The following is a 25,296-nucleotide window of genomic DNA, read 5'->3' as shown; positions in this document are numbered from 1 at the left end:
ACCTCATTGCCCGGCTGAAGCGGTACGTTGCTCAGCGCCCGGGAACACGTTGCGTTTGCAGATTTTCGCTTCGACTTTCTGTGGCGCGGCGCCCGCTTTTTCCGGGCCCTGGACTTCAACGGCCAGCAGATTCTGCGAGGCCCAGTCTTCGTCCGTGCGCAACTCGAAGGCGAAACGTCCGTCAGTCTCGGAGGTTTCCGGTTTTTCGATCTTGATGTCCTCGTGGCGACCGTTCATGTACCAGAGGGTGGCTTGCAAGGTTTTCACCGACGTGTCGGCGAAGCGGATGTCGACCTGGTGACTGCTGTTACGCAGGTCGAGGTTTTTGCTGTTGACCATCAATTCGTTTTTGCCCGGCTTCAGGGTGGCGCTCCCGGACATCTGTGCATCCTTGCCTTCGCAACCGTTGTCCAGCAACGCCATCATCTGGCGGTAGATGGTTTCCTGGTCGAGGCGATAGAGCGGCGAGAATTCCCAGATGAGAATTTTCGGTGGGTTCTTCTGGAACTCCTCGCTGCCCAGGTACTGCAGCATCGAACCTTCCAGGCCACCGCCGGGGAACGCCACGTTTAGAATGTCGGCGCCGATGGCCTCTTCGAGGAAACCGGCGAAGTTGTAGTTCTTGCCACTGTGGCTGGTGCCGACCAGGGTGATCTCCGGATTGCCGGAGTCGCCGAACAGATCGCCATCGCCTGCTTCACCTTTTGGCTCGGTGGTGAATTGATCCATGTACTGGATCGCGTAGCTGGTGCCACAGAGTTGACCGGCCATGTTGTGCAATGTTCCGGTCTTGCCCATGCGACCCGACTTATGGGTCTCGAATTCACGCTTGGGAATGTCGGCGAAGGCCGGGATCTGCTTGACCTTTTCGGCAACGATTTTCGCTGTGCGCTGCGCGCCGTACGGTGTCCAGTGCTGGTCGCCACGGAAGTAAAAGTCGTGAGCGGGCAGGGTCTCGGGCAGTTGTTCGTTGGTCAGCGGCGACAGGTCCGGCACTACGTAACCCATCTGTGCGAAACGGCCGAGCATGGTCTTGTAGTTGCGCAACGCCTTGTCGAAGTCGTAGCTGGCTTTCTCCGCCGGGTTGAGCTTGTTGCGGTTCACCAGGCCACGGGTCGGCTGGTAAACGATGACCAGTTCCACGCCTTTGCTCTTGAACGCATCGTGCAGTTGTTTCATGCGTTTGTAGCCGGCGGGGGTGGTGTCGAACTCGGTGCGCAAGTCTTCTTGCGTACGGAACAACCAGTCGCCCTGGGCCTGCACCAGCGTGGTGAAATTCTGCTGATAACGTGTGGTGTAATTCTTCGCATCGTGAGCGGCCGGGCAGAGGCTGCAGCACGGTTCAGCGGAAAATTTGGGTGCCTGGACTTCATCGGCACGGGCGCCGCCACTGGCCGCGAGAATGCCCGCGGTCAGGGCCGACAGGCTGAGTAATTTGATCAAGTGTGGGTGCATAAAATTATCCTCAGTCCTGCATTTCGGTCTGGCGTTCGACAGGGTCGATCAGCACGGCTTTCTGCTGGCGTACCAGCAAGTCGAGAATTTCATCCTGGCGCTCACCGAGAATCCCCGAGAAGCTGATGCCACTGGATTTGGTCGGGGCGAGCATGGACACGCGATACAACTCGACGCTCAGCGGCGAGTCGATGGACAGCGGGCCGCTGCCGTTGGCCGCCAGTTCACCGCCGACCACGATCAGCGACACCTGGGCGTCGAACGGGTCGAGCTTGATGTCTCGGTCGGTGTTGGTCAGGTCTTTGATGTGGCCATAGACGCCGGTCAAACCGTTGGCCATGGCGATGTTTTCGTAGAGACGAATGTTCACGCTGTTACGAATGCGGATGCCGTGGCGGCGGTTGCTGACGACTTTGTTGCCCCACAGCAGGTTGTCGGCACTCTCGTAGAGGGTGATGCCGTCGGTGTGGTTCTGATAGATCTCGTTGTAGGCGATCAGGTTGTTGACGCTGTTACGGTCGATCACCAGGCCCGACAACTTGTTGTCGTAGCTGCGGTTGTTGAAGATGAAGCTGTCGTTGACTTCACGGGAAATAATGATCCCGTGCTTCTTCTTCGTTCCGTACACCGTGTTGTCGGCAATGATCAGGCCGTGGGAACGGTCGTGGGGGTCGATGCCGTAGACGATGTTGTCTTTGTAGGTGTTGCCCTTGACTACGAAGTTGCTGGTTTCGTAGCAGTAGAAGCCGTACCACATGTCCGAGAATTCGGAACCGACGATCCAGCCGGTCGGCTCAGGACGCTTGAGCACCTTGGCCATGTTCGGCGTGTACTGGGAAATACTCACGCCGTAGGACTTACTGTTGGCATAACCGAAACTGGCGAGCTTGCTGTTGGCGATGTAGGTCTCGGTGCCGCCCCATGCCAGCAGGAACGGACGGAATTCCTTTGGCGACTTGAACGTCGCCGGGCCGTTGTCCTTCTCGCGCCAGCCAGTGATCCTGGTGTCACGCACGAACAATTTGCCGTCGTTGACCAGGAACGAACCGGCTTCCTGGGACAGACGCAATTCCTGGGTCTGTTTGTCGATTTCGAGGATGCCGTTACGGCCGACCACGATCGGCAATCTGGCCAGGAACACACCCGGCGAGGTTTCGCTGAAATACTGCTTGGGCAGCTTCTTCGCCAGGTCCTTGAGGTTCATGTAGCCGTCGTCGACAAAGATCGCCTGAGGGATGCCGTGCTGGCGCACCACCCATTCGGCCATCTTGTTGTCGCCGCCGATGAAGTCCTTCAGAGCGTCTTCCTGCATCATCCGGCGCACACTGATCTTGCCCGCTTTGCCGCGCACGATTTTCGCCGCGATGGCCTCGGCGGTGTAGCCGGAAACGTCCGGCAGCTTCGGCGTGGCCAGTTCCAGCGGCGCGGTCGGTGCACTGCTGACGGTATAGGTCTTGGCCTGTTGCAGCTCCTTGGCCACGGTCGCCTGCTTGCCGGCTAGAGGAGCCGCTGGCTCCACATTGGCGAAGGCAGTCGCGCTGGCCAGCAGCATGGCGCCGGCCAACAGGCTGATCGAGCCTTTTCGGGCTTGATGATTCATCTGGGAGACTCCCTTCGCAATGTGCATCAGAAGCGCCAGATCACGTCGATGAATGCGCGGTGCATGTACGAGTCGACTTCCTTGCCGTACGCATCACCCGGCTTGAACACGCCGCCACGCAAGCGCACCAGCGCCGAAGGCTCGTCGATCGCCTGGCTCATCGAGGCCGGCAGCAAGCCTTGCTTGAAGTACTTGGTGACGACCAGATCCATTTCCTGACCGAGGTCTTTCTCGCCATCGTTCAGCGGCAGGGAGGTGCTGGAAAGGATTGCGCCGGTCACGTCGTCGGTGTTGTTCTGCACCGCGTCGATGCCGTTGCTGCCGACCGGTTTGTTGCCGTCGACACGCCAGAATTTGTGGTAGATCAGGCTGGCGTCGTATTCGTCGTTGAGCATCCACGAACCGAACAGCGTGGCCGATTGCAGGTTGTTCATTTCGCCACGGAACGCTTCGCCGAAACGGTGCACGCGCGAGCGGGTACCGGTGTAGTTCGAGCGGTTACTTTCCAGGCCGTTCTGTTCGTAGTCTTCGCTGGCACGGGCATAGGCAGCACCCACTTGCCATTGCGGATCGAGGCGCAGACGCACGCCCAGGTCCGTGGCCCAGCCGTCGACATCGCCGCTGCGCTTGGCTTGCGCCGGAGCGCTGCCATCGGCGTTCAGCGGGTTGACCGTGTCGCGGTCACCGCTCATGCCGGTGATGCTGCCCCAGTAGTTGACGGTGTTGGTGTTGCGCCAGTTGTAGGCGTCGCTGTCGGCGGTGAGGCCCAGCCAGCTGATGTCGCCGTTCTGTTTCTTGTCCAGCGAATCGCTGGCTTCGCCGGGCGTCGGGTAATCGAGCTTGCCATCGTCGTGGGTGTGATGACCACGAATGCCGACCCAGTTGCCCGGTGTCCACTGGTACGCCGCGTCGGCGTAAGCGTGCAGGCGATCCTTGTCTTCAGGGGCCAGTTCTTTCAAGTCGGTGCGGTACTCGCTGAAGCGTTCGGCGATACCCACGTTGGCACGCAACAGCGTGGTGTCGAAGGTCCAGTTCAGGGCCTCGATATTGGTGTCGCGCCACTGGCCGTCGTCATTGCGCAGGCGTTGGCGACCAAACTTCAGGATCTCGCCGGGGTAGGGCGTGAAGCCGCTGTAGCCGACCCAGAACTCGCGCATCGCCAGGTAGTTTTTCTTGGTTTCGCGGTCGTTGTTGTTGCTGTTCTCGGCACCGTCGGACTGTTGCAGGGTGTCGGTCTCGATGATGTCGGTAGACGTCACCGCCTGACCCATGGCGTAGGCGCTCCACGCGCCGCTTTCGCCATAGACCCACGGACGCAAGTCGAGGCCGAGGCCGTTGACATCGCCACCGCTCTGGGTGCCCAGGTCACGGTCGTCTTCGAACTGACCGGTGATCTTCACGTCCAGGCCAAAGTTCTTGGTGTCTTCAGTCATCGCCGCGAGTGTCGGGCAAGACCAGATCAGCGCGAACGTGAGACCGATACCGGCCTTCATGAATGGATTCAATTTCATAGGGATTCCTCGCCATCTTCTTCTTGCAGGGCATGCAGCGGCAGCGTGTTCTGGCTCAAGTTGCCGCGCACGGCCTGTTCCTGTTTCAACAGACGTTGGGCTTGGGCCAGTTGCGCAGGCGGCAGTTGCGCTTCGAGTGTTTGTGCAAGCTCGGTGGCCTGCGGAGTGTTCTGGGCCTTGGCCAATTGGCTGAAGACGTACGCATTGAGCGGGTCAGGCTTGGTGCCTTTGCCTTGGGAGAACAGCTGGGCGATGGCAAAGTCGGCGCTGTTCTGACCATTGCGCGCAGCGGTCAGCAGGTGATCGAGGGCCTTTTGCGGATAGACCTTGCCCAGGTAGCCACGGCGATAGATCTGGCCGAGGTAGTAATCGGCGGCGACTTCGCGGCCGACGGCTTTCTGGAAGTGTTCTTCGGCGACCTTGGCGTCGGCCGGGACCATCTTGCCTTCGTAGTAGAGTTTGCCCAGCAACAACTCGGCACGCGGTTGGTCGGCAGCGCGGCCGTTGTCCAGGTACTTCATCATCTGATCGACGTCGCCCAGTTCGGGGAAGTCGTAGAGCAGTTGCGCGAGGGTGACCCACGATGCCGGGTAACCCGGAGCGATCGGTTCGAGCAACGACTGTGCGGTTTTTTCGTCAGGCGTGCCGAGGTTCGCATCGGCCAGGACACGGGCGACGCTGTCGACACGTTGGGCCGTTACGGTGCCGCGGGCATGACCGGCCTGCATCTGTTTGATCAACTCGGCCTGTTGTTCAGGCTGGGCTTTTTTCTGGTAGACCGTGGCCAGTTCGACGTAGCAGATATCGGTGGTGTTGATCGCGGCTTTGCAGATCTTTTCCACGTCGTCCAGGTGCTGATCGTAAGTGCCTTGGGTGCGATACAACAGCACTTGCGCCAGACCGGCTTCCGGCTTGCCTTCGGCGCGCCATTGGCTGATCTGCTGCTGGGCATTCACGTTGGGGAAGCTGTGCGGGTACTGCAGGTACAGCATCGCCAACGGGATCAAGGTGTTGCCTTCGCCAGCGGCGGCGGCTTTCTTGAGCAGAGTCTCGGCTTCGTGCTGCTCGGCTTCGGTGGAGCCGGGCTTGGCCACCAGCAGGCGACCGAGACGCGCCTGGGCCCGCGGCGAAACGCTGGCAGCGGCGCGGTAGGTCGCCTCGGCCTGTTTCATTTGCGCCGGGTCGCGGCTGTCGACCTGAATGTCGGCCAGGCCGACCTGGGCTTCGCTGTAACCCAGGCTTGCCAACTGTTGATAGTTCGCTGCCGCGGTGGCTGTGTCGCCGCGCTTGAGCGCTTCGTTGGCCAGGCGCTGGTCAGGCAGGCCGGCGCAACCGGCAAGGCTGACGGCCAATGCGACGGCACACAGAGAACCCCTGTAGGAGTGAGCCTGCTCGCGATGCAGACGGCTCGGTGCATCAGACAAACCGCGCGGATCCCATCGCGAGCAGGCTCGCTCCCACAGGGACAGCGGTGTTCTTGGGGTTGGTGGGGTAGTCACGGGCATGTCCTCCGGTTACAGACCAGCAGCCATGGCTTTGTCGATCAGCCAGTTCAGGTTCGGGCCGCGGTCGCTGTTGACTTCAACCGGGCGGCCGGCGAGGGTGCTGTCCAGGGCTTCGTCAGGCTGGATCAGCACGCGAATGTCGGACGACAGGTCGGCGCTTTTCAGGCTGGTGCTGCTGACGATCTTGCCGGTGCGGGTCTTGTCTTCACCGGCGATCTGGAAGCGCACGGCGGTGCCTGGCAGCACGTCAGCGAACTGGCGGTAGGTGAAGCGCGCTTCAACGTTGGCTTCGGTGTTGCGCGGCACCAGTTGGAAGATCACGTCGCCCTTGCTGGCGTACTGACCGTTGGCGACCATTTGCTGGGCCACGGTGCAATCGCATGGCGAGGTCAGGGTGCCGGTCATTTGCTTGCCGAACAGCTCTTCAACTTTGGCTGGCGACAGTTGGTCGTCTTCCAGATGGCCCTTGAGCACGTCGAGCATGCTGGTGCTGAACGTCGCCAGCGGTGCGCCTTTGGCGGCCACGCCGTCGGACTTCACCAGGCTCTGCACGGTACCGTCGCGGGGCATGGTGATGTTCACGCCCGGCACGCTGACCAGGCCGGCCTGGGCGTGGCTGACGAAGTACATGCCGTACACCGACTTGAAGATGAAACCGAATGCCGCCAGGCCGACGACGAAAATGCCCAGGCTGAAGGTCACGGCTTTCATGCGGCCGAACGCGCTCATGCCGTGGCCGCCGTCCTTGCTCTTGCGCGCCTTGGTGAAGTTGTCGCGCTGCAGGGTCGCCAGCACTTCGCCGATGGTGACGATGTCGCCGGCCAGGTGCGAAGTGATCAGGTGGCGCAAGGTCGAGATGTCTTGCGGTTCCAGGTTCTGGAACTGGCAACCGGTACGACCGGTCTCGCGATCATTGGAGCGCACCTGCAGCTCCACATCCATGGCCAGGCCAAGGTTGTCGATGACGAATTGCAGACGAGCCTTGTATTTGTCGCCGACCTTCAGTGGCAGTTGCCCGGCATTGAAGGCCAGGCCACCGGCGGACAGGTCGATCACTCGCGCTTCGACCGGTGTCCGGTCGGGGCCGAAGAAACGCAGCTTGGCCGGAATTTTCACGCGGGCGTGTTGGCGCTGGGCTTCGGATTCATGGACTACGTTGGCATTGACGGCGGTATTCATAGAGGCGATTTCCTTGTTAATTCAATAAGGGGGCGGTCAGACCATCATCAGCAGCACGGCGACAAAAATGCTGCCGGCGGAGAAGGTCATGGTCCGAGACGACCAGGTGTTGAACCAACGTTGAAAGCTGGCGAGATCACGGGTCAGGGATGTGGGCTGGCGAGTCCAGGACTGTTGGTCGAGGCGGAAGAACACGTAGATCTTCACCAGCGCGCCGACGATCTGGTTGTAATAGAGAATCGCCGGGTAAGCCGGCCCGATCCGGTGGCCGGAACAGGACAGCAACAGGGTCAGGATCAGGCGAGTGATACCGATCCACAGCAGGTACACCAGGATGAAGGCGGTGCCGTACTTGAAGCTGGCGATGAGCGCTACGGTCAGGCCGAGCAGCGAGGTCCACATCGACACGCGCTGATCGAACAGCACCACCGACGTGAACGCACCGAGGCGCTTGATGCCAAGGCCCAGGGCGCGGGAATTCTGGCGCAGGTTGTTGCCGTACCAGCGGAACATCAACTTGCGGCTGGCCTTGATGAAGCTCTTTTCCGGCGGATGCTCAACGGTGTTGATCGCGGCATCGGGCACGTAGAACGTGTCGTAGCCCAGGCGCATCAGGCTGAACCAGCTCGATTTGTCGTCGCCGGTCAGGAACTTGAAGCGACCCAGGCGCCAGTGTTGCAGCGAGTCGCTTTCCACGTCGGCGATGAATTCCGGGTTGGTCACCACGGTGGCACGGAACACCGACATGCGCCCGGTCATGGTCAGCACGCGCTTGGACAGGGCCATCGAGCACATGTTGATGTGGCGCTGGGCGAAACGCAGCTTGTGCCATTCGCTCATGATGTAGCCGCCGCGCACTTCGCAGAACTCGTTGGTGGTCAGGCCGCCGACGTTGCCGAACAGTTGGAACCACGGCACGGTCTTGCGCACGACGCCTTCGCCGAGCACGGTATCGCCGTCGATCACCGCCACGACCGCGCGGTCATCCGGCAGGTGACGGGAGATGGCGCGGAAACCGTAAGCCAGGCCATCGCGCTTGCCGGTGCCGGGAATGCGCACGAAGTCGAGCTTCACATGCGGTGGCGGATTCATCCGTTTCCACAGGCTTTTCACCAGCAGCTCATCGGACATTTCCACGATGGAGCAGACCATGGTGGTCGGCAGGCCGCAGTCGATCGCTTCGCGAATCACCGAGCTGTAGACCTGCGCGGTGGTCAGGGCGTCAATACGGAAACTGGTGACCATCAAGAAGACATGGGACGGGTCCGCCGCCTTGCCCAGCTTGCGCACTTTGCGCCGCAGGTGCGGGTAGACCACGTACAGAAACAGCATGCCGCGCAGGAAGTGCGTGGCACCCATCGAGTAGCGCCAGATACCGACGATACCGATCAGGAAAATGAAGTCCTTCGACTCGGAGTCGAATGTGGACACAGGCAACGCCATGGCGATGCCCATCAGTAAACTTAGATAAAACAGCCAACCGGCGGCCTGGAGTAGGCCGTGCTTTAGCCTGTGCATAATCGGAATCCTAAAGTCATTTGCGAGCCCCTCGCCCCCTGTAGGAGCGCGGCTTGCCGGCGATGACACACTTGAGATCGCCATCGCGGGCAAGCCTTGCTCCTACAGGTTTTTCATGCGCGAAAGTGCGCTATCCGAGACGGGATTCCGTGTTACCAGCAGATGCCTTCGGTGCGGCCGCTGGCGCTGGTGGCCTTGGACATGAAGCCGACCAGGTCGATCACCTGCTTGCCGTGCGGAACGTCCTTGACCAGGGCGCGGAATTTCTCGTCACGGTTACCCAGGATGATCACGTCGGAGTTGTTGATCACCGCGTCGAAGTCGGAATCGAGCAGGGACGAGACGTGCGGGATCTTCGACTCGATGTAGTCCTTGTTCGCACCGTGGACGCGGGCGTATTCAACGTTGCTGTCGTAAATCTTCAGGTCGAAGCCCTTGCCGATCAGCATTTCCGCCAGGTCAACCAGCGGGCTCTCGCGCAGGTCGTCGGTACCGGCCTTGAAACTCAGGCCCAGCAGGGCGACTTTGCGTTTGTCGTGGCTGGAAACGATGTCGAAGGCGTTCTGAACCTGGGATTCGTTACTGCGCATCAGCGAGTTCAGCAGCGGCGCTTCCACGTCCAGCGAACCGGCGCGGTAGGTCAGGGCACGCACGTCTTTGGGCAGGCAGGAACCGCCGAAAGCGAAGCCTGGACGCATGTAGTACTGCGACAGGTTCAGGGTCTTGTCCTGGCAGACCACGTCCATCACTTCGCGGCCGTCGACGCCGACAGCCTTGGCGATGTTGCCGATCTCGTTGGCGAAGGTCACCTTGGTGGCGTGCCATACGTTGCAGGTGTACTTGATCATCTCGGCAACGGCGATGTCCTTGCGGATGATCGGCGCGTCGAGTTCTTCGTACAGCGATTGCAGAACGTCGCCCGATGCTTTGTCGAACTCACCGATCACGGTCATCGGCGGCTGGTCGTAGTCGGCAATCGCGGTGCTTTCACGCAGGAACTCAGGGTTCACGGCCACGCCGAAATCAACGCCGGCCTTCTTGCCGGAGCAGTCTTCGAGAATCGGGATGACCACGTTGGCCACGGTGCCCGGCAACACTGTGCTGCGCACCACGATGGTGTGGCGGGTGGACTTGTCACGCAGGACAAAACCGATCTCGCGGCACACGGCTTCGATGTAGTTCAGCTCCAGGTCGCCGTTCTTCTTGCTCGGCGTGCCGACGCAGATCATCGACAGGTCGGTGTCGCGAATCGCCTCGGCGAAATTGGTGGTGCCACGCAGGCGACCGGTCTGGATACCTTGCGCCAGAAGTTCACCCAGGCCTGGTTCAACGATTGGCGATTTGCCCGCGTTGATCATATCGATCTTGTCTTTGGCAACATCGACGCCAACGACGTCATGACCCCGTGCAGACAGGCAACCGGCACACACTGCGCCAACGTAACCCAAACCAAATATGCTGATGCGCATCGAAATTACCTCGTTATCAAGCTTGTGTTTTACCAAGCCATTAGATGGCCGGAGTTAATGTTTTCAGCGGTCAAAGTGCACTCGGAAGTGCGGCTTACAGGCGCAGCTGTGCCGTGTGCTGGCATAAAAGTTCCGAGTGTCTAAATAAGTGCACTCAAGGTGTGCGCAACTAGGCCTTGTTGTTATGACTTGCCCTGTTATGCAGCCACCCCCCCCTGTTCAGAGGGTGTTCGTGCACGGGTGCTGCGCGCTCGATCTCAGGCAGATAGCCCGTGGATCAAGCGGTTGGGTGCTCGGGTGAGCACGTTTATAGGGGCGCGGCCTTGGCCTTGTAGGGGATAGTGTTAATGCGTTATCTCCTGTCCGCTTGATGTTGCCCAAATCAGGGATTAGTTGGCGAAAGTTTGTATTGCAACTTCGCTACATGAATCACTTCTCTGCGTAAGTTATCTCGTACAGTCTCGGCGAGAATCGTTACCGGTGGTATGAGCGGTGCATTTGGACATAGTTCCAGCCCGCCCATCGCGAAATCTGAAATTTTTTGAAATATTGAGAAAGATGGCACTGCTCTCATTTTGATAGCACTTGCCGTTTCGCCCTTTATATATAGGCGGATCGTCGGAGGGGATATTTTTGTGCCACTACTGTTAAAAAAAGTCAGTGCCACTACGTAAAAAAATGATTGAAGTCGAGTGAAACTAAAGTTAGAAAAATGATCGATGGTTTTTTGGCGCCAATTGACTGGCGAACTGGCGGGGAGATTGTCGGACGATCAGTGACGGCGCAGGAGGGGGGTTGACCCTTCCTGCGCGGTGCTTGCGCATCACTCTGGTGCGTGGTCGCGCAGGAACACCAGACTGTCCGGTTTTGACTGCTCGGCGCTGTAACGATAGCCCTGCACATCAAAGTTTTTGAGCGCTGCCGGGTCGTCGATGCGTTCTTCGATGACGAAGCGACTCATCATGCCTCGGGCCTTTTTCGCATAGAAGCTGATGATCTTGTACTGACCGTTCTTGAGGTCCTTGAACTCGGTATTGATAATGCGCGCGTTCAAGGCGCTGCGTTTGACCGCCGAGAAATACTCGTTGGACGCGAGGTTGAGCAATACGTCGTCACCTTGATCGGCCAGGGCTTCGTTCAACCATTCGCTGATCCGCGTGCCCCAGAAGGCGTACAGGTCCTTGCCACGGGCATTGGCCAGTTTGGTGCCCATTTCCAGCCGATACGGTTGCATCAAATCCAGTGGGCGCAGCAGGCCGTACAAGCCCGACAGCATGCGCAGGTGTTGCTGGGCGTAATCGAAATCGGCTTCGCTGAAGGTTTGCGCATTCAGCCCGGTGTACACATCGCCCTTGAACGCCAGTAGCGCCTGCTTGGCGTTATCCGGAGTGAAGGCGGGTGTCCAGCTGCCGAAGCGCGCAGCGTTGAGGCCACCGATTTTGTCGGAGACGTGCATCAACTCGCTGATCTGCGCCGGCGTCAGGTCGCGCAGCTGCATGATCAGTTCCTGGGAGTGGTCCAGATACTGCGGCTGGGTAAAGCGCTGCGTCGCCGGCGGTGTTTCGTAGTCGAGGGTCTTGGCGGGGGAAATCACCATCAGCATGAAGTCGTCTCCTTTAATCGTGGCGGCGATTCTAGGGGGTTGGCCTCAATGACTCCAGCTATCAAGGTGATAGGTGATCGATGGTTTGCCAGGATGGGCTTCTGTGGCGAGGGAGCTTGCTCGCGCTCGAGCGCGAAGCGGTCGCAAGAGGGGGCACGTATTTAGCCTGGCGGAATGAGGTCGCCGGGTTGGGTCTGCTTCGCAGCCCAGCGGGAGCAAGCTCCCTCGCCACAATGAGTCGGCTTGGCTGCGGGAGCAAGCTCCCTCGCACAAGGCGTTCGGCTTGGCTGCGGGAGTTGCGGTCGGATCAGCTATAGTGCCGCGCGGGTTTTGTTATGGAGACATCCCATTGCGCATTGTTTTTCTACTCTCGGCCTGGCTTTTGAGCTTCGGCGCCCTGGCGGCGCCGGGCGACGTGGCGACGCTCGATCGCAGCACCTGGCCGGAACAACTCGGCAACCCGACATTGTTCGATGTCGCCTCGCGTGCGGAAATCCTCATGTTCGCCAGTGTGCTGCTGGCCAGCGAGTCCCTCGACGAACCCGCGTTGGCCCAGCGTTTGGGCTTGCGCACGATCAATCTGGACTCGGTCAACCGGGTTCGCCAACGCCTGTGGCAGCGCTTGCTTGCCAATTACAATTTCGCTCAACAGAGCTGCGATCAGGATGCGTCCTTCTGTTTCCTGGTCGAGGACATGCCCACCCTGCGTGAACAAGCCGCCAAGTTCCAGATCAGCGAAGACAGCTACTACACCCGTTGGGCGGAACCGAGTCGTGCGTTCCATGGCCAGTACCTCGACGAGCAACTGCGCAAGGCTGCGCTCTTCCCGCAGACCAGCAGCGAAGTCGATCGTTTTGGTGACTTTGAGCGCAACGGCGAGGCAATGCATGACCGGTTGTTTTTGCTGACGTTCGACAGCGCGGCCAATGCAGCACCGGATAACACGGCCTGGGTCAGCGAATACCTGCGCAAGGCCAACATGAGCGGCACGTTCTTCGTGCTCGGCAGGGACATCCAGGCCCGGCTGACGGAGCGTTCGGTCGCCAGCCTGCAATCGACGTACTCGGCCCAATGCGTCGGTGTGCAAGGCTGGGAGTTTCGTTCCCACAGCCACTGGCAGGACTGGCAGGACTCTGTGCGGCGCAGTGTCGAGCTGATCAAAGGCAAGCTGCCGGAAAATTTTGTGCCGCTGTTTCGCCCGCCCGATGGTCAGCGCCGCGCCGATGCCGAAGGTTTCTTCAAGGCTCAGGGCTTGCAGGTGGCGCTATGGGATATCGATGCCCAGGACGGCGCAGGCAAACTCAAGGCCAATCAGAGCGCACAGCGGGTGCTGACCTTGATGCTGCTGTGGCGTCATGGCGTGATCAATTTCAATGTGAAGCAGGATGGCGTGAAAACGGCGCTGCCTTGGCTGATGACGCAAACGTCGCAAAGCGGGATCGGTTGGGAAGACTGTCAGAGCGGGTTTCGCTGAAAAGGTCAAAACCCCGTAAACATTGGGCAAAAGGCGATTTCAGGAGGGGATTCGTTGCAGGTTGATCTCCGACTTTAAACGGGTGATGGCAGTCCGCCAAGCGCTTTTCGTCACTCTGAAAAATAAACTTCAAAAAAACGTCAAAGTGCTTTTTTCTGTCATGGGTTTTGGAGTATTACGAAGACAGACCGCCGAAACCTGCAACACAGGTGGCGTCTCCCAAGACCCAGTTTGTGTGCAGTTCACTTGACTCCTCGCAGGTGAATTCGGTGGCCACTTCGAGGCGCAGCACTGTCATGGTACTGCGTCGACTGGCTCCCACAAAGGTGACCGAGTATGGATGATCACGGACGTAGCTCTTCTTCCAACCAGCCAATCCTTTATGTACTCGATACCAACGTATTGATTCACGATCCAAACGCCCTGCTTAATTTCGAAGAACACCACGTCGCCATCCCGATGACCGTGCTGGAAGAGCTGGACAAGCTCAAGAGCGGCCATCACAGCGTTGCCGCCGAATGCCGTCAGGCGATCCGGCTGATCGACAAGACCCTGGGCGATGCCTCACCCGAGGACGTTGAGCAGGGCGTGCCGATTCAGCGGGGCAAGGGCGGGCCGAAAGGTTTGCTGTCAATTCTGATGAGTAAGCGTGCCGAGCCCAGCATCATTCTGCCCGAGCATCTGAACGACAATAAAATCATCAACCAGTTGATCGATCTGCATACCCACGACCCGAAAAAACCTGTCGTGCTGGTCACCAAAGACATCAACATGCGCCTCAAAGCTCGCGCGTGCGGGATCGCGGCCGAGGACTACAGCACCGACCAACTGGTCGACGATGTGTCGCTGCTGCCCAACGGCTACCACAACATGACGGGCTCCTTCTGGGATCTGGTGAGCAAGGTCGAGACTCGTCAGGGGCATGGTCGCACCTGGCATCAGGTGAAGCTGATCGACAATTTGCCAGCGGTGCACATCAACGAGTTCATCATTGATGAGCAGGGCTTTGTCGGCTGGATCAAGGAGATTGAGAACGACCAGCTGCTGATTCTGGACTTGCACCAGGAACCGCTGTTGCATCAGGAGGCTTGGGGTCTCAAACCGCGTGACATCTATCAGAGCCTGGCGCTTTTCGCCTTGCTCGATCCGGACATCCACCTGGTCAACCTGTCCGGTGCTGCCGGTTCCGGTAAAACCATTCTGGCACTGGCGGCTGCGATCGAGCAGACCATGGTCAGCAAGCGTTACCGGCGGATCATCGCCACCCGCAGCGTGCAGGGCCTGGACCAGGAAATCGGTTTCCTGCCCGGCACTGAAGCGGAAAAAATGGAGCCGTGGCTGGGCGCCATCACCGACAACCTCGAAGCCTTGCACATGGATGACGAAAGCACCCATGGCAGCGTCGACTACATCCTCAGCAAAGTGCCGTTGCAGTTCAAATCCCTCAACTACATTCGGGGCCGCAGCTTCCAGCAGAGTCTGATCCTGATCGATGAATGCCAGAACCTCACGCCGCACCAGATGAAAACCATCATCACCCGTGCCGGCGCCGGTTCGAAAGTGGTGTGCCTGGGCAACCTGGCGCAAATCGACACCCCTTACCTGTCCGCGACCAGTTCCGGGCTGACCTACCTCACTGAGCGCTTCAAGGATTTCCCGAACGGGGTGCACATCACCCTGCAAGGGGTGCCTCGTTCGATCCTGGCCGAATACGCCGAATCGCATTTGTAATCCTTCACCCAAACCGGGCGGCCGACAAAGCCGCCCGGATTCTTATGCCCGACATATAACCCCTGTAGGAGCGAGCCTGCTTGCGATGGACGTGAACGATAATGCGTGTTGCCTGAATGACCACGTTGTTCTTGCGTTTTTCGCGAGCAGGCTCGCTCCTACAGGGGGACGTCCGATAATCGTGCGTGCGGAAAATTGACCCGCAGGTTTACAATCGACGCTCCTGATCAGGAGTAATCCCGTGCTGACTCATCTCGATTCCCAAGGTCGCGCCAACATGGTCGACGTCACTGAAAAAGCCGTGACGTTCCGTGAGGCGACGGCCCAAGCGCTGGTGCGCATGCTCCCCGAAACCCTGCAAATGATCGTCAGTGGCGGTCACCCCAAGGGTGATGTATTTGCGGTAGCGCGCATTGCCGGCATTCAGGCGGCGAAGAAAACCAGTGATTTGATTCCGCTGTGCCACCCGCTGATGCTCACGGGTGTGAAAGTCGAGCTCAGTGCCGAAGGTGACGACAGCGTGCGAATTGTCGCGCGCTGCAAATTGTCCGGGCAGACCGGTGTCGAAATGGAAGCCCTGACCGCCGCCAGCGTCGCGGCGCTGACGATCTACGACATGTGCAAGGCCGTGGATCGCGGCATGACCATTGAAAGCGTACGCTTGCTGGAAAAAGTCGGCGGCAAGAGCGGGCATTTTCAGGCGGACCCGTCATGAATATCACTGTGAAATTTTTTGCCCGGTATCGGGAAGCATTGGGTGTGGATTCGGTAAACGTCGAGGGCAACTTCGCCACCGTCGATGACGTGCGAGTGTTGTTGGCCCAGCGCGACGGCGCCGAGGTGCTCCGCGAGCAGAATCTGATGTGCGCGCGCAATGAAGACCTTTGCCAGCTCGACGAACCGGTCAGCGACGGCGATGAAGTGGCGTTTTTTCCGACCGTGACCGGAGGTTGAATCTTGGCCATTCGTGTGCAATCCACGGCGTTTGATCCCGGCGCTGAAGTCAACGCCATGCACGATGCGAATGTCGGCGTCGGCGCGGTGGTGAGTTTTGTCGGTTACGTTCGCGACTTCAATGACGGCCTCGATGTGGCCGGAATGTTCCTCGAACACTATCCTGGCATGACCGAAAAAGCCTTGGGCAAGATCGCCCTCGAAGCCGAGCAGCGCTGGCCGTTGCTCAAGCTGCAAGTGTTGCACCGCATCGGCGCGCTGGAACCGGGTGAGCCGATCGTCTTCGTTGGCGCCGCCAGCGCCCACCGCCAGGCGGCGTTCGATGCCTGCGCCTTTGTCATGGACTACCTGAAAACCCGCGCGCCGTTCTGGAAGAAGGAAAATACCAGCGACGGACCGCGCTGGGTGGAAGGGCGTGACAGCGATCATGCTGCGGCGGATCGCTGGAAGCAGTAATTGCTGTAGCGTCCTTCAGTCAATCATCGCGGGCAAGCCTTGCTCCTAAAAGTTTCGCGCCGTCCCATCATGACGCGAAACCTGTAGGGGCGAGGCTTGCCCGTGAAGGGGCCATCTGCATCGCCAACGACTCATCTATTTACCACCCGACCACCGGCCGGCACGGGCTGCATTTGTCCGATTGACGATCTATACATAAAAGTCCAGTATGGAATTATAAGTACAAAAAAGGCTTTGCCCTGTTTCTGCTCTTTCTTCTGTCTTGCCAAACCAACAACAACCCGCGAGAGAACGAACATGAAGAAATTCCCCCTCATCACCGGTCTGGCCCTGAGCCTGTTGGCGTGCAGCTCTGTATTTGCCGCCGAGAAAACCTTGCGCATCGGTATCGAAGCGGCATATCCACCGTTCGCTTCGAAAACCGAAAAAGGCGAGATTGTGGGTTTTGACTACGACATCGGCAACGCCCTGTGTGCGCAGATGAAGGTCAAGTGTGTGTGGGTCGAAGGCGAGTTCGACGGTCTGATTCCTTCCCTGAAAGTGAAGAAAATCGACATGGCCCTGTCGTCCATGACCATCAACGAAGATCGCAAGAAGTCAGTCGATTTCACCCACAAGTACTACTTCACTTCATCGCGTCTGGTGATGAAAGAAGGTGCGGTGGTGGACGACCAGTACGCCAGCCTCAAGGGCAAGACCGTCGGAGTGCAGCGCGCCACCACCACGGACCGTTATGCCACCGAGGTGTTTGAACCTAAGGGCATCAACGTCAAGCGTTACGGCAACAACGAAGAGATCTACATGGACCTGGCGGCCGGTCGTCTCGATGCGATTTTTGCCGATACCATTCCACTCAATGACTTCCTGATGATGCCGCGCGGCAAGGGCTATGCGTTTGTCGGGCCAGAGCTGAAAGACCCGAAATACGTGGGCGAGGGCGCGGGGATTGCAGTGCGCAAGGGCAATACCGAACTGGTTAGCCAACTGAATACAGCCATCGACGGTATTCGGGCGAATGGCGAGTATCAGAAAATTTCCGAGAAGTACTTCAAATCCGATATCTACGGCGACTGATAGATCGCTTTCGCGGGCAAGCCCGCTCCCACATTGTCTGCGCCGTGCACACATATGTGATCACCGCAGAATCTGTGGGAGCTGGCTTGCCAGCGATGAGGTTGGAACTGCCAATGCAGATCTCTAACCCTTCAATTCCTTCAAATGCTTGTACACCGTCGCCCGTCCCATGTTCAGCACATTGGCGACATAGTTCGACGAGCTCTTGCCCTTGAAGGCACCTTCGGCATGCAGGGCCAGCACCAGCTCGCGTTTGTGGTCGCGGGTCAGCAGGTTCAGGCTCAGCTGGCGCTCGCGCAGCCAGGCGTGGAGGAAGGTGTTGATCCGTTCCTGCCAGTCATCGCGGAACAGTGAGTCCGGTTGCGGGATCAGCTTGGTCGGCGACAGGAACAGGTCCAGCGCGGTCTTGGCGTTTTCGAACAGCGAAATATTCAGGTTGATGCACAGCACGGCCAGCGGGTGACCTTCGCTGTCGCGCAGTACCGTGCTGAGACTGCGAATCTTCTGTCCATCCCAATTCAGCTTTTCGTACGGCCCGATGTTTCGTTCGCTGACGTCGTCGCTGAGCATGTCCTCCAGTGCGGAGTCGTCGCCGATTTCCCGTTTCGACAGGTTGTTGGCGATGTAGTCGACCTTTTGCGTGCGCAGGTCGTGCAGCACCACCTCGGCATGGGGAAAGAACAACGTGGCGATGGCATCGGCGATCGCATGGAAGTTATCCAGGGACGAGTCGTTCAGGGCCGGGTCATTTTCTGGGGCGTTCATGGGGTGCGGCTCTTCATACAGTAGAACTCCGGGCAACTTCAGCGCCCCGCAATACGGAGCTCTGAAAGTGTGCCGCAATCATGTCGGCGCGTCACCTGAGGTGGTGAATCAACCCAGACGAGCGAGGGAGAGCATTTCGGCGCTCAGACCGAAGCGGGTCAGTTGTTCGGGCAGGGCTTCACCACGGACCAGCGCGGCACTGGCCTGACCCATCGCGGGTGAGGTCTGGATGCCATAACCCCCTTGAGCCGCCACCCAGAACAGCCCCGGCACCTGCGGATCGAAACCCGAGAGCAAGTCGCCATCACTGACGAAGCTGCGCAGGCCGGCCCAGGTGCGGGTCGGGCGGCGGATTGTCAGGGTGGTGGCTTCTTCGATCTGGTAGATGCCCATGGCGATGTCCAGCTCTTCAGGCTGCACGTCGTGGGGTTCAACCGGGTCGGCGTTGGCCGGCGAGCCGAGGAACATCCCGGCGTCGGGTTTCATATAGAAGGACTCGTCGAGGCTGACCAGCATCGGCCAATGATGGATATCCACACCCTCGGGGCCAGCGAAAATGAACGCGGCCCGGCGTTTCGGTTGCAGGCCCAGTGGTTGTGCACCGGCTAGCGTGCCGATCTTGTCGGCCCACGCGCCCGCAGCATTGATGATGAGGGGAGCGCTGAAAGTCTGGCTGTTGGTTTGCACCTGCCAGGCACCGTCGGTATCACGGCTCAGGCCGAGCACTTCAGTGTCGGTGTGCACTTCGCCGTTATTGCGACGGATGCCACGCAAGTAACCCTGATGCAGGGCGTCGGTGTCGATGTCGCTGGCGGTCGGGTCGTAGATGGCGCCGTGGACTTTTTCCCGGCGCAGGATCGGCAGGCGTACACAGGCCTCCTCGGCGCTGAGCAATTGCATCTCCGGGACCGTGGCTTTGGCGCTCAGGTATTGATTGTTCAATTCGGCCGGATCACCGGTGAAGTCCACGGTCATTTCACCGCGCGGCGTCAGCAGCGGGTGCTCGCAGAAACCGCTGGGCGGGTTGTCGAAAAAATCCCGGCTGGCCTGGGTCAATGCACGAACCTGTGGGGTGCCGTAAGCCGCGGTGTACAGCGCAGCGGAACGTCCGGTGGAGTGATAGGCCGGATGGGATTCACGCTCGAGTACCACCACTCGCCCGTGCTGCGACAGCCAGAAGCCCGTGGAGGCGCCGGCAATTCCGCCGCCGATGATGATGAAGTCTGCCTGGCTCATGAACGTCTCCTGTAGGGGCGCAATTGCCGAAATGGTTGAAAACTCCTGTAGGAGCAAAGCTTGCTCGCGATGACGCCAGCACATTCAACATGAGTGTTGACTGACATGCCGTCATCGCGAGCAAGCTTTGCTCCTACGGGTTTATCTGATGTCAGGGGTGAGACGGTAAATGGCATTGGCCAGCGCAATGTCTTCAAGGCCCAGGCCAATCGAGCGGAAGAACACGTGACGGTCGTAAACGGGACGCGCCACCTTCTCGCTGAGCAGATCCGCCAGGTCGCCGACGATCGCGTTTTTGTCCCAGCCATGCTGCTCGCCGGCGATCAGCATTTCACCGGCCGAGCCTGGGGTGGTCAGGTGATAGTCACAGAACACCTGCATGTCATTGAGGCTCTGTGGTGGCACTTCGTGGGCACGAGGAGCATTGGTGCTGATCGAGGTGATCAGCGCCGGTTTGTTCAGGTTTGACGGGTCGATCACCGGGCCGGCCGATGAGGTGCAGAGCATGATCACATCCGCGTCCTGGATAGCCGTTTCGCGGCTGTCGACGATCTTCAGACGAGGTTCGATGCTCTTGAGCTGGCTCATGGTTTGCGCATCTTCGCTCAGGCCTGGCGAGTACAGGCTGATACTCTGCCAGTCGCGCAGGTTTTTCGCGTAATGCAGGTGCGCTTGAGCAACCTTGCCGCTGCCGATGATCGCCAGGCGAGTCACGTTCAAAGGTGCAAGTGCATCGACCGCCACCACGGTAGTCGCGGCGGTGCGCGCCGTGGTCAGTTCGCCGGCATCACACAACAGCAGCGGCTGACCGGTCTGCATCGACATCAGCAGGGTCCAGGCGGTCACCAACGGCCCCTGTTCGCGCACGATGTAGGGCGACGTCTTGACGCCGTAAACACCGTCTTGCGCCAGCACGCCCAAGTAGTTGATGAAGTCGCCCGCGCCATTCGGAAACTCCACAAGATGCTGCGCCGGTTGCACGGCTTGTCCGGCGGCCAGGTCGCGAAACAGTTTGCGCATGATCTGCGGCACGTCGATCTGTGTCAGCAAATCGCGAGCCTGGGCTTGGGTGATCACATGAGGCGTACTGGACATGGGCGGCTCCGGACATGGAAGTAAACTAATTTGTCTATTATGGACTTTTTGTTTTAACGAGCAAGCCCTGTCGAAAAAGCCGGACGAAAAAAAAGCGCAGTCCGTTTCCGGCTGCGCCTTTTTTGCACGTTGTCCGTTACGGACGCTTGCGCTCAACCGCCCGCAACAGATGCGTCGGTGGTGTTTCACAGCTGATTTTCTTGCCCAACAGCGCCTCGATGGACGGTAGCTGGTAGGAGTCATCTTCACCGGCAAAGCTGATGGACACCCCATCAGCACCGGCGCGACCGGTACGACCGATGCGGTGCACGTAGTCGTCCGGGACTTCCGGCAGGGTGAAGTTGATCACGTGGCTGATGCCGTCGATGTGAATACCGCGACCGGCAACATCGGTAGCAACCAGTACGCGAATCTTGCCTTCGCGGAAGCCTTCCAGAGTCTTGATGCGCTTGTGTTGCGGCACATCGCCGGACAGTTGCGCAGCGTTGATGCCATCGCGCACCAGGCGTTCTTCAATGCGCCGCACTTCATCCTTGCGGTTGGCAAATACGATTACCCGTTCCCAACCGTTGTCGTTGACCAGGTTGTAGAGCAGTTTGTATTTGTCGGCACCGGCCACGGCGTAGATGTGCTGCTCGACGTTTTCGCTGGCCACGTTGGTGACTTCGATTTCGACGATCGCAGGATCAGTGGTCCATTGCTTGGCCAGGTTCATCACGTCTTCAGTGAAGGTCGCGGAGAACAGCAGCGTCTGACGCTCGGCCTTTGGCGGCGTCTGGCGAATGATCTGGCGCACTTGCGGGATGAAGCCCATGTCGAGCATGCGGTCGGCTTCGTCGAGCACCATCACTTCGACCATGTCCAGGTGCACGTCGCCACGCTGGTTGAAGTCCAGCAGACGGCCGGGAGTGGCCACCAGAATGTCGCAGTGGCGGGCTTCGAGGTGCTTGAGCTGCTTGTCGAAGTCCATGCCGCCGACGAACGTCATGACATTGAGCCCGGTGTACTTGGTCAGGTCGGCGGCGTCCTTGGCGATCTGGACGACCAGTTCGCGGGTCGGGGCGATGATCAAGGCCCGCGGCTCACCCATGTAGCGCTCTTTCGGCGGTGGGGTTTGCAGCAGCTGGGTGATGATCGAAATCAGGAACGCCGCGGTTTTACCGGTACCGGTTTGCGCCCGACCGATGGCGTCTTTACCGGCGAGGGTGAAACCCAGTACTTGCGCCTGGATCGGCGTGCAATACGGGAAGCCCAGGTCCTGAATGGCGTGCATCAGTTCAGGAGCGAGTTTGAAATCGTGGAAGCGGGTTTTGCCTTCCTGGGGTTCGACGACGAAGTCTTCGAGTTTCCAGGGAATGACCGGGGCTTTTGGCTTCGGTTCACGGCGGGGTTTAACGGGTTTCGGGGTTTCGCTGCGCGGTTGCTCGGCGGCGGTTTGCGCAACAGGCTCGGCGGCCGGCGCGCTCTTGGGCTCGTGTTTCGGTGCCGCTACAGGGGCGGTCCGGCCAGGCTGTTTACCGTCGGTGCGGTGGCCGGGAGTGTGAGACGGAGCGCTGGGGACTGGCGCGAGTTGCTCAGTCTCGCTTTTACCGAACATTTTCTTGAGTGCTTTGAGCACGGTCATCTCATCAATTGGTTAAGGAATGTACGCCGGCCAGTGTAATGCAAGAAACGGGCGCGGCGTAGTGGGATGGATCAAAGGGCTGTTTTAAGCAAAAAATCGCAGGAAAGTTCAACGCAAGCGTTCGGCAAGCCAGACACCAAGGTCGCGGATCTCTTCGGGTAACACTTCGTGACCCATTGGGTATTCCTGCCATGTCACGGTGACACCACGCTGCTTCAAATGCTCGTAGGCGCTGCGGCCCATCGAGTTTTGCACTACATCGTCGTACTGGCCATGCAAGCACAGCACCGGAATACGCTGCTGACTGGCGGACAGCTCCAGTTCGTCACTGAAGGTCGGGGCATAAGTGGAGAGGGCTAGTACGCCACCCAACGGTCCCTGCCATTTCAGGAAAGCGGTGTGCAAGACCACCGCGCCACCTTGGGAGAAACCGGCCAGGAAAATGCGCGAGGCGTCTATTCCGATGGCTCGCTGCGTGTCGATCAACTTAATGATTTTTTGTGCGGACTCTTCCAGCTGCTCACGGTTGATCGCGCGAGCCGGACTCATGGCCAATATGTCGTACCAGCTGGGCATCTCGTAGCCACCATTGATGGTGACCGCACAGGTTGGCGCCTGAGGCAGAACGAAGCGTGTGCTCAACAAGGTTTCCTGCAGGGCTTCAGCCACGGGCAGGAAGTCATAGCGATCGGCGCCCAGGCCGTGGAGCCAGATCACGCAGGCGTCTGCGGGCTTGACGGGTTCTAGGATCAAGGGCTCGGTCATGTTTGCTCCAATATTGTGCATGCGCTCTCATTCAGTGCGAGGGGTGAGTGCGTGTCTGGTTGATCAGTTACGAAGATGTCGCAAGGTTACAAGTTTTGCTATTGACCTGTCGCTTAACCGCTTAAGCGGGCGGTGTGGTACGGGCTTTGCTATAGGGAAGCGCGTATGAAGAATCCCACAACTGTCGGTAACACTATCAGGCCATTGTTGGCAGTGGGATAGCAAAAAATCCGGTAATGGATGTTCGCCAGTGGCCGCTACGGGCTTCGCGAACGTGAAAGGGCTACAGCCCGTTCGGCCGATTGGTGAGAAGTGAGTTGTCCATGATGTGGATTTTCTCCTACTAGACTCATGGCTACGGTCCTACGTCGGTTGACCCTAAAAAAAACCAACACGGGTCAACAACGCCTCAAAAGGGTGCGACAGGACTCACGCTCCGACACAACAAGAGCAAAACTGGAGGTTTGAATGAAGATGTTGAAATCCACCCTGGCAGTCGTGACTGCAGCCGCAGTACTCGGCGTCAGTGGGTTCGCTCAGGCGGGCGCGACCCTGGATGCAGTGCAGAAGAAAGGTTTTGTACAGTGCGGCGTCAGCGATGGCCTGCCTGGTTTCTCGGTTCCAGACGCCACCGGCAAGATCGTCGGTATCGATGCTGACTACTGCCGTGCCGTGGCCGCTGCGGTATTCGGCGACGCGACCAAGGTCAAGTTCAGTCAGTTGAACGCCAAAGAGCGCTTCACCGCGCTGCAGTCCGGCGAAATCGACATTCTGTCGCGCAACACCACCATGACCAGCTCCCGTGACGCAGGCATGGGTCTGAAATTCCCGGGCTTCATCACTTACTACGATGGCATCGGCTTCCTGGTAAACAACAAGCTGGGCGTCAAGAGCGCCAAAGAGCTGGATGGCGCGACCATCTGCATCCAGGCCGGTACCACCACCGAGCTGAACGTTTCCGACTACTTCCGTGGCAACGGTCTGAAATACACCCCGATCACTTTCGACACCTCCGACGAAAGCGCCAAGTCGCTGGAATCCGGTCGTTGCGACGTGCTGACCTCCGACAAGTCCCAACTGTTCGCCCAGCGCAGCAAGCTGGCTTCGCCGAAAGACTACGTGGTTCTGCCGGAAACCATTTCCAAAGAACCTCTGGGCCCGGTCGTGCGTAACGGTGACGACGAGTGGCTGGCCATCGTGCGCTGGGTTGGCTACGCCATGCTCAACGCCGAAGAAGCGGGCGTGACGTCGAAAAACGTCGAAGCCGAAGCCAAGGGCACCAAGAACCCGGACGTTGCTCGTCTGCTGGGTACCGACGGTGAGTACGGCAAAGACCTGAAAGTGAAGAAAGACTGGGTCGTACAAATCGTCAAGCAAGTCGGCAACTACGGTGAAGTGTTCGAGAAAAACCTCGGCAAGAGCACTCCGCTGGAAATCGACCGCGGGCTGAACGCTCTGTGGAACGCTGGCGGCATTCAATACGCACCACCAGTGCGCTGATGGTTCTATCACCCGGTGGGCCAACCACCGGGTGATGTTCTGTTCCATTATTTCCGGGGCACTTCATGCAAAATTCAATCGGCGCACCAAAGCAGAGGCTCAGCCTCAGCGATCCACGAGTGCGTGCGTGGGTATTCCAGATCATCACGATTATCGCGGTGGTCTCGCTGGGCTGGTATCTGTTCGATAACACCCAGACCAACCTGCAACACCGGGGCATCACCTCCGGTTTCGACTTTCTGGAGCGCAGTGCCGGTTTCGGCATCGCTCAACATCTGATCGACTACACCGAAGCGGACAGTTACGCCCGGGTGTTTGTCATCGGCCTGCTCAACACCCTGTTGGTGACCTTTATCGGCGTGATCCTGGCGACGATTCTCGGTTTCATCGTCGGCGTGGCGCGGCTGTCGCAGAACTGGATCATCGCCAAACTGGCGACGGTGTATGTGGAAGTATTCCGCAACATTCCGCCGCTGCTGCAGATCCTGTTCTGGTACTTCGCGGTGTTCCTGACCATGCCGGGGCCGCGCAACAGCCACAACTTCGGCGACACCTTCTTCGTCAGCAGCCGTGGCCTGAACATGCCGGCCGCACTCGCCGCTGATGGCTTCTGGGCCTTCGTGGTCAGCATCGTGCTGGCCATTGTCGGCATCGTGCTGATGTGCCGCTGGGCCAACAAGCGCTTCGAAGAAACCGGTGTGCCGTTCCACAAGTTCTGGACTGGCCTGGCGATTGCGCTGGTGATCCCGACCCTGTGCGCGTTGATCTTCGGCGCTCCGCTG

General features: G+C 59.1%; 21 protein-coding genes. 8 read left to right on the top strand and 13 right to left on the bottom strand.

Features of this window, described 5'->3' with window-relative positions:
* Positions 1-3: 3 nt before the first annotated feature.
* The 8 genes from D8U69_RS19355 to yaaA all read right to left on the bottom strand — a co-directional run bounded on the left by D8U69_RS19355 (position 4) and on the right by yaaA (position 11,840).
* Positions 4-1,455 (bottom strand): alginate O-acetyltransferase, encoded by a 1,452-nt coding sequence (locus D8U69_RS19355; protein ID WP_056854503.1) that lies wholly within the window; start codon positions 1,453-1,455, stop codon positions 4-6.
* A gap of 10 nt (positions 1,456-1,465) precedes the next feature.
* Positions 1,466-3,055, bottom strand: a complete 1,590-nt coding sequence (gene algG, locus D8U69_RS19350; protein ID WP_056854502.1) for a mannuronan 5-epimerase AlgG — start codon at positions 3,053-3,055, stop codon at positions 1,466-1,468.
* A 26-nt stretch (positions 3,056-3,081) separates the two neighbouring features.
* Positions 3,082-4,566: an alginate export family protein gene (locus D8U69_RS19345; RefSeq protein ID WP_130907929.1), complete on the bottom strand. Its 1,485-nt coding sequence runs from the start codon at positions 4,564-4,566 to the stop codon at positions 3,082-3,084.
* Entirely contained in the window at positions 4,563-6,071 is a 1,509-nt protein-coding gene (algK, locus tag D8U69_RS19340) for an alginate biosynthesis TPR repeat lipoprotein AlgK (RefSeq protein WP_177434583.1), read from the bottom strand. The genes D8U69_RS19345 and algK overlap by 4 nt, the downstream gene beginning before the upstream one ends.
* Positions 6,072-6,080: 9 nt before the next feature.
* Positions 6,081-7,250, bottom strand: a complete 1,170-nt coding sequence (locus tag D8U69_RS19335; RefSeq protein WP_130903617.1) for an alginate biosynthesis protein Alg44 — start codon at positions 7,248-7,250, stop codon at positions 6,081-6,083.
* 36 nt (positions 7,251-7,286) lie between these two features.
* Complete coding sequence (alg8, locus tag D8U69_RS19330; protein WP_177434584.1) at positions 7,287-8,771, bottom strand: mannuronan synthase; 1,485 nt, start codon at positions 8,769-8,771, stop codon at positions 7,287-7,289.
* Between the two features lie 149 nt (positions 8,772-8,920).
* Entirely contained in the window at positions 8,921-10,237 is a 1,317-nt protein-coding gene (locus tag D8U69_RS19325; protein WP_130903618.1) for a nucleotide sugar dehydrogenase, read from the bottom strand.
* 823 nt (positions 10,238-11,060) lie between these two features.
* Complete coding sequence (gene yaaA / locus D8U69_RS19320; RefSeq protein WP_130907927.1) at positions 11,061-11,840, bottom strand: peroxide stress protein YaaA; 780 nt, start codon at positions 11,838-11,840, stop codon at positions 11,061-11,063.
* A 349-nt stretch (positions 11,841-12,189) separates the two neighbouring features.
* Here yaaA and D8U69_RS19315 point away from each other — a divergent pair, with 349 nt between their 5' ends.
* The 6 genes from D8U69_RS19315 (at position 12,190) to D8U69_RS19290 (ending at position 17,529) form a co-directional block, all read left to right on the top strand.
* The gene (locus D8U69_RS19315) at positions 12,190-13,314 is read left to right on the top strand and encodes a polysaccharide deacetylase family protein (protein WP_056854496.1); all 1,125 of its coding nucleotides are present in this window, start codon (positions 12,190-12,192) and stop codon (positions 13,312-13,314) included.
* A gap of 336 nt (positions 13,315-13,650) precedes the next feature.
* Entirely contained in the window at positions 13,651-15,045 is a 1,395-nt protein-coding gene (locus D8U69_RS19310; protein WP_130903620.1) for a PhoH family protein, read from the top strand.
* 241 nt (positions 15,046-15,286) lie between these two features.
* Complete coding sequence (gene moaC, locus D8U69_RS19305; RefSeq protein ID WP_008060536.1) at positions 15,287-15,760, top strand: cyclic pyranopterin monophosphate synthase MoaC; 474 nt, start codon at positions 15,287-15,289, stop codon at positions 15,758-15,760.
* Positions 15,757-15,999 (top strand): MoaD/ThiS family protein, encoded by a 243-nt coding sequence (locus tag D8U69_RS19300; RefSeq protein ID WP_130907926.1) that lies wholly within the window; start codon positions 15,757-15,759, stop codon positions 15,997-15,999. Before moaC ends, D8U69_RS19300 begins: the two co-directional genes overlap by 4 nt.
* 3 nt (positions 16,000-16,002) lie before the next feature.
* On the top strand, positions 16,003-16,455 hold the full coding sequence (gene moaE, locus D8U69_RS19295) for a molybdopterin synthase catalytic subunit MoaE (RefSeq protein WP_056853657.1): 453 nt from the start codon (positions 16,003-16,005) through the stop codon (positions 16,453-16,455).
* A 297-nt stretch (positions 16,456-16,752) separates the two neighbouring features.
* Positions 16,753-17,529 carry an ABC transporter substrate-binding protein gene (locus tag D8U69_RS19290; protein ID WP_056853656.1) on the top strand — a complete coding sequence of 259 codons (777 nt, stop codon included), beginning with the start codon at positions 16,753-16,755 and terminating at the stop codon, positions 17,527-17,529.
* 123 nt (positions 17,530-17,652) lie between these two features.
* Here the strand turns inward: D8U69_RS19290 and D8U69_RS19285 are convergent, their stop codons facing one another.
* The 5 genes from D8U69_RS19285 to D8U69_RS19265 all read right to left on the bottom strand — a co-directional run bounded on the left by D8U69_RS19285 (position 17,653) and on the right by D8U69_RS19265 (position 23,014).
* Positions 17,653-18,294: a PAS domain-containing protein gene (locus D8U69_RS19285; protein ID WP_130907925.1), complete on the bottom strand. Its 642-nt coding sequence runs from the start codon at positions 18,292-18,294 to the stop codon at positions 17,653-17,655.
* Positions 18,295-18,402: 108 nt separating this feature from the next.
* Positions 18,403-19,530: an FAD-binding oxidoreductase gene (locus D8U69_RS19280; protein ID WP_130887016.1), complete on the bottom strand. Its 1,128-nt coding sequence runs from the start codon at positions 19,528-19,530 to the stop codon at positions 18,403-18,405.
* 141 nt (positions 19,531-19,671) lie between these two features.
* The gene (locus D8U69_RS19275; protein WP_130907924.1) at positions 19,672-20,625 is read right to left on the bottom strand and encodes an ornithine cyclodeaminase family protein; all 954 of its coding nucleotides are present in this window, start codon (positions 20,623-20,625) and stop codon (positions 19,672-19,674) included.
* Positions 20,626-20,761: 136 nt separating this feature from the next.
* Positions 20,762-22,249, bottom strand: a complete 1,488-nt coding sequence (rhlB, locus tag D8U69_RS19270; protein WP_130903622.1) for an ATP-dependent RNA helicase RhlB — start codon at positions 22,247-22,249, stop codon at positions 20,762-20,764.
* Positions 22,250-22,357: 108 nt separating this feature from the next.
* The gene (locus tag D8U69_RS19265; protein ID WP_056853651.1) at positions 22,358-23,014 is read right to left on the bottom strand and encodes an alpha/beta hydrolase; all 657 of its coding nucleotides are present in this window, start codon (positions 23,012-23,014) and stop codon (positions 22,358-22,360) included.
* A 468-nt stretch (positions 23,015-23,482) separates the two neighbouring features.
* On the opposite strand from D8U69_RS19265, the gene D8U69_RS19260 reads away from it, so the two are divergent.
* Entirely contained in the window at positions 23,483-24,514 is a 1,032-nt protein-coding gene (locus D8U69_RS19260) for an amino acid ABC transporter substrate-binding protein (RefSeq protein WP_056853650.1), read from the top strand.
* Positions 24,515-24,579: 65 nt separating this feature from the next.
* On the top strand, positions 24,580-25,296 hold a 717-nt coding region (locus tag D8U69_RS19255; protein WP_153189009.1), incomplete at its 3' end, for an ABC transporter permease subunit.

This window comes from Pseudomonas sp. Sample_16 (assembly GCF_004307665.1).
Classification (GTDB): domain Bacteria; phylum Pseudomonadota; class Gammaproteobacteria; order Pseudomonadales; family Pseudomonadaceae; genus Aquipseudomonas.
The sequence above is the reverse complement of the archived record's forward strand: the minus strand, read 5'-3'. Positions and strand labels throughout refer to the sequence as shown.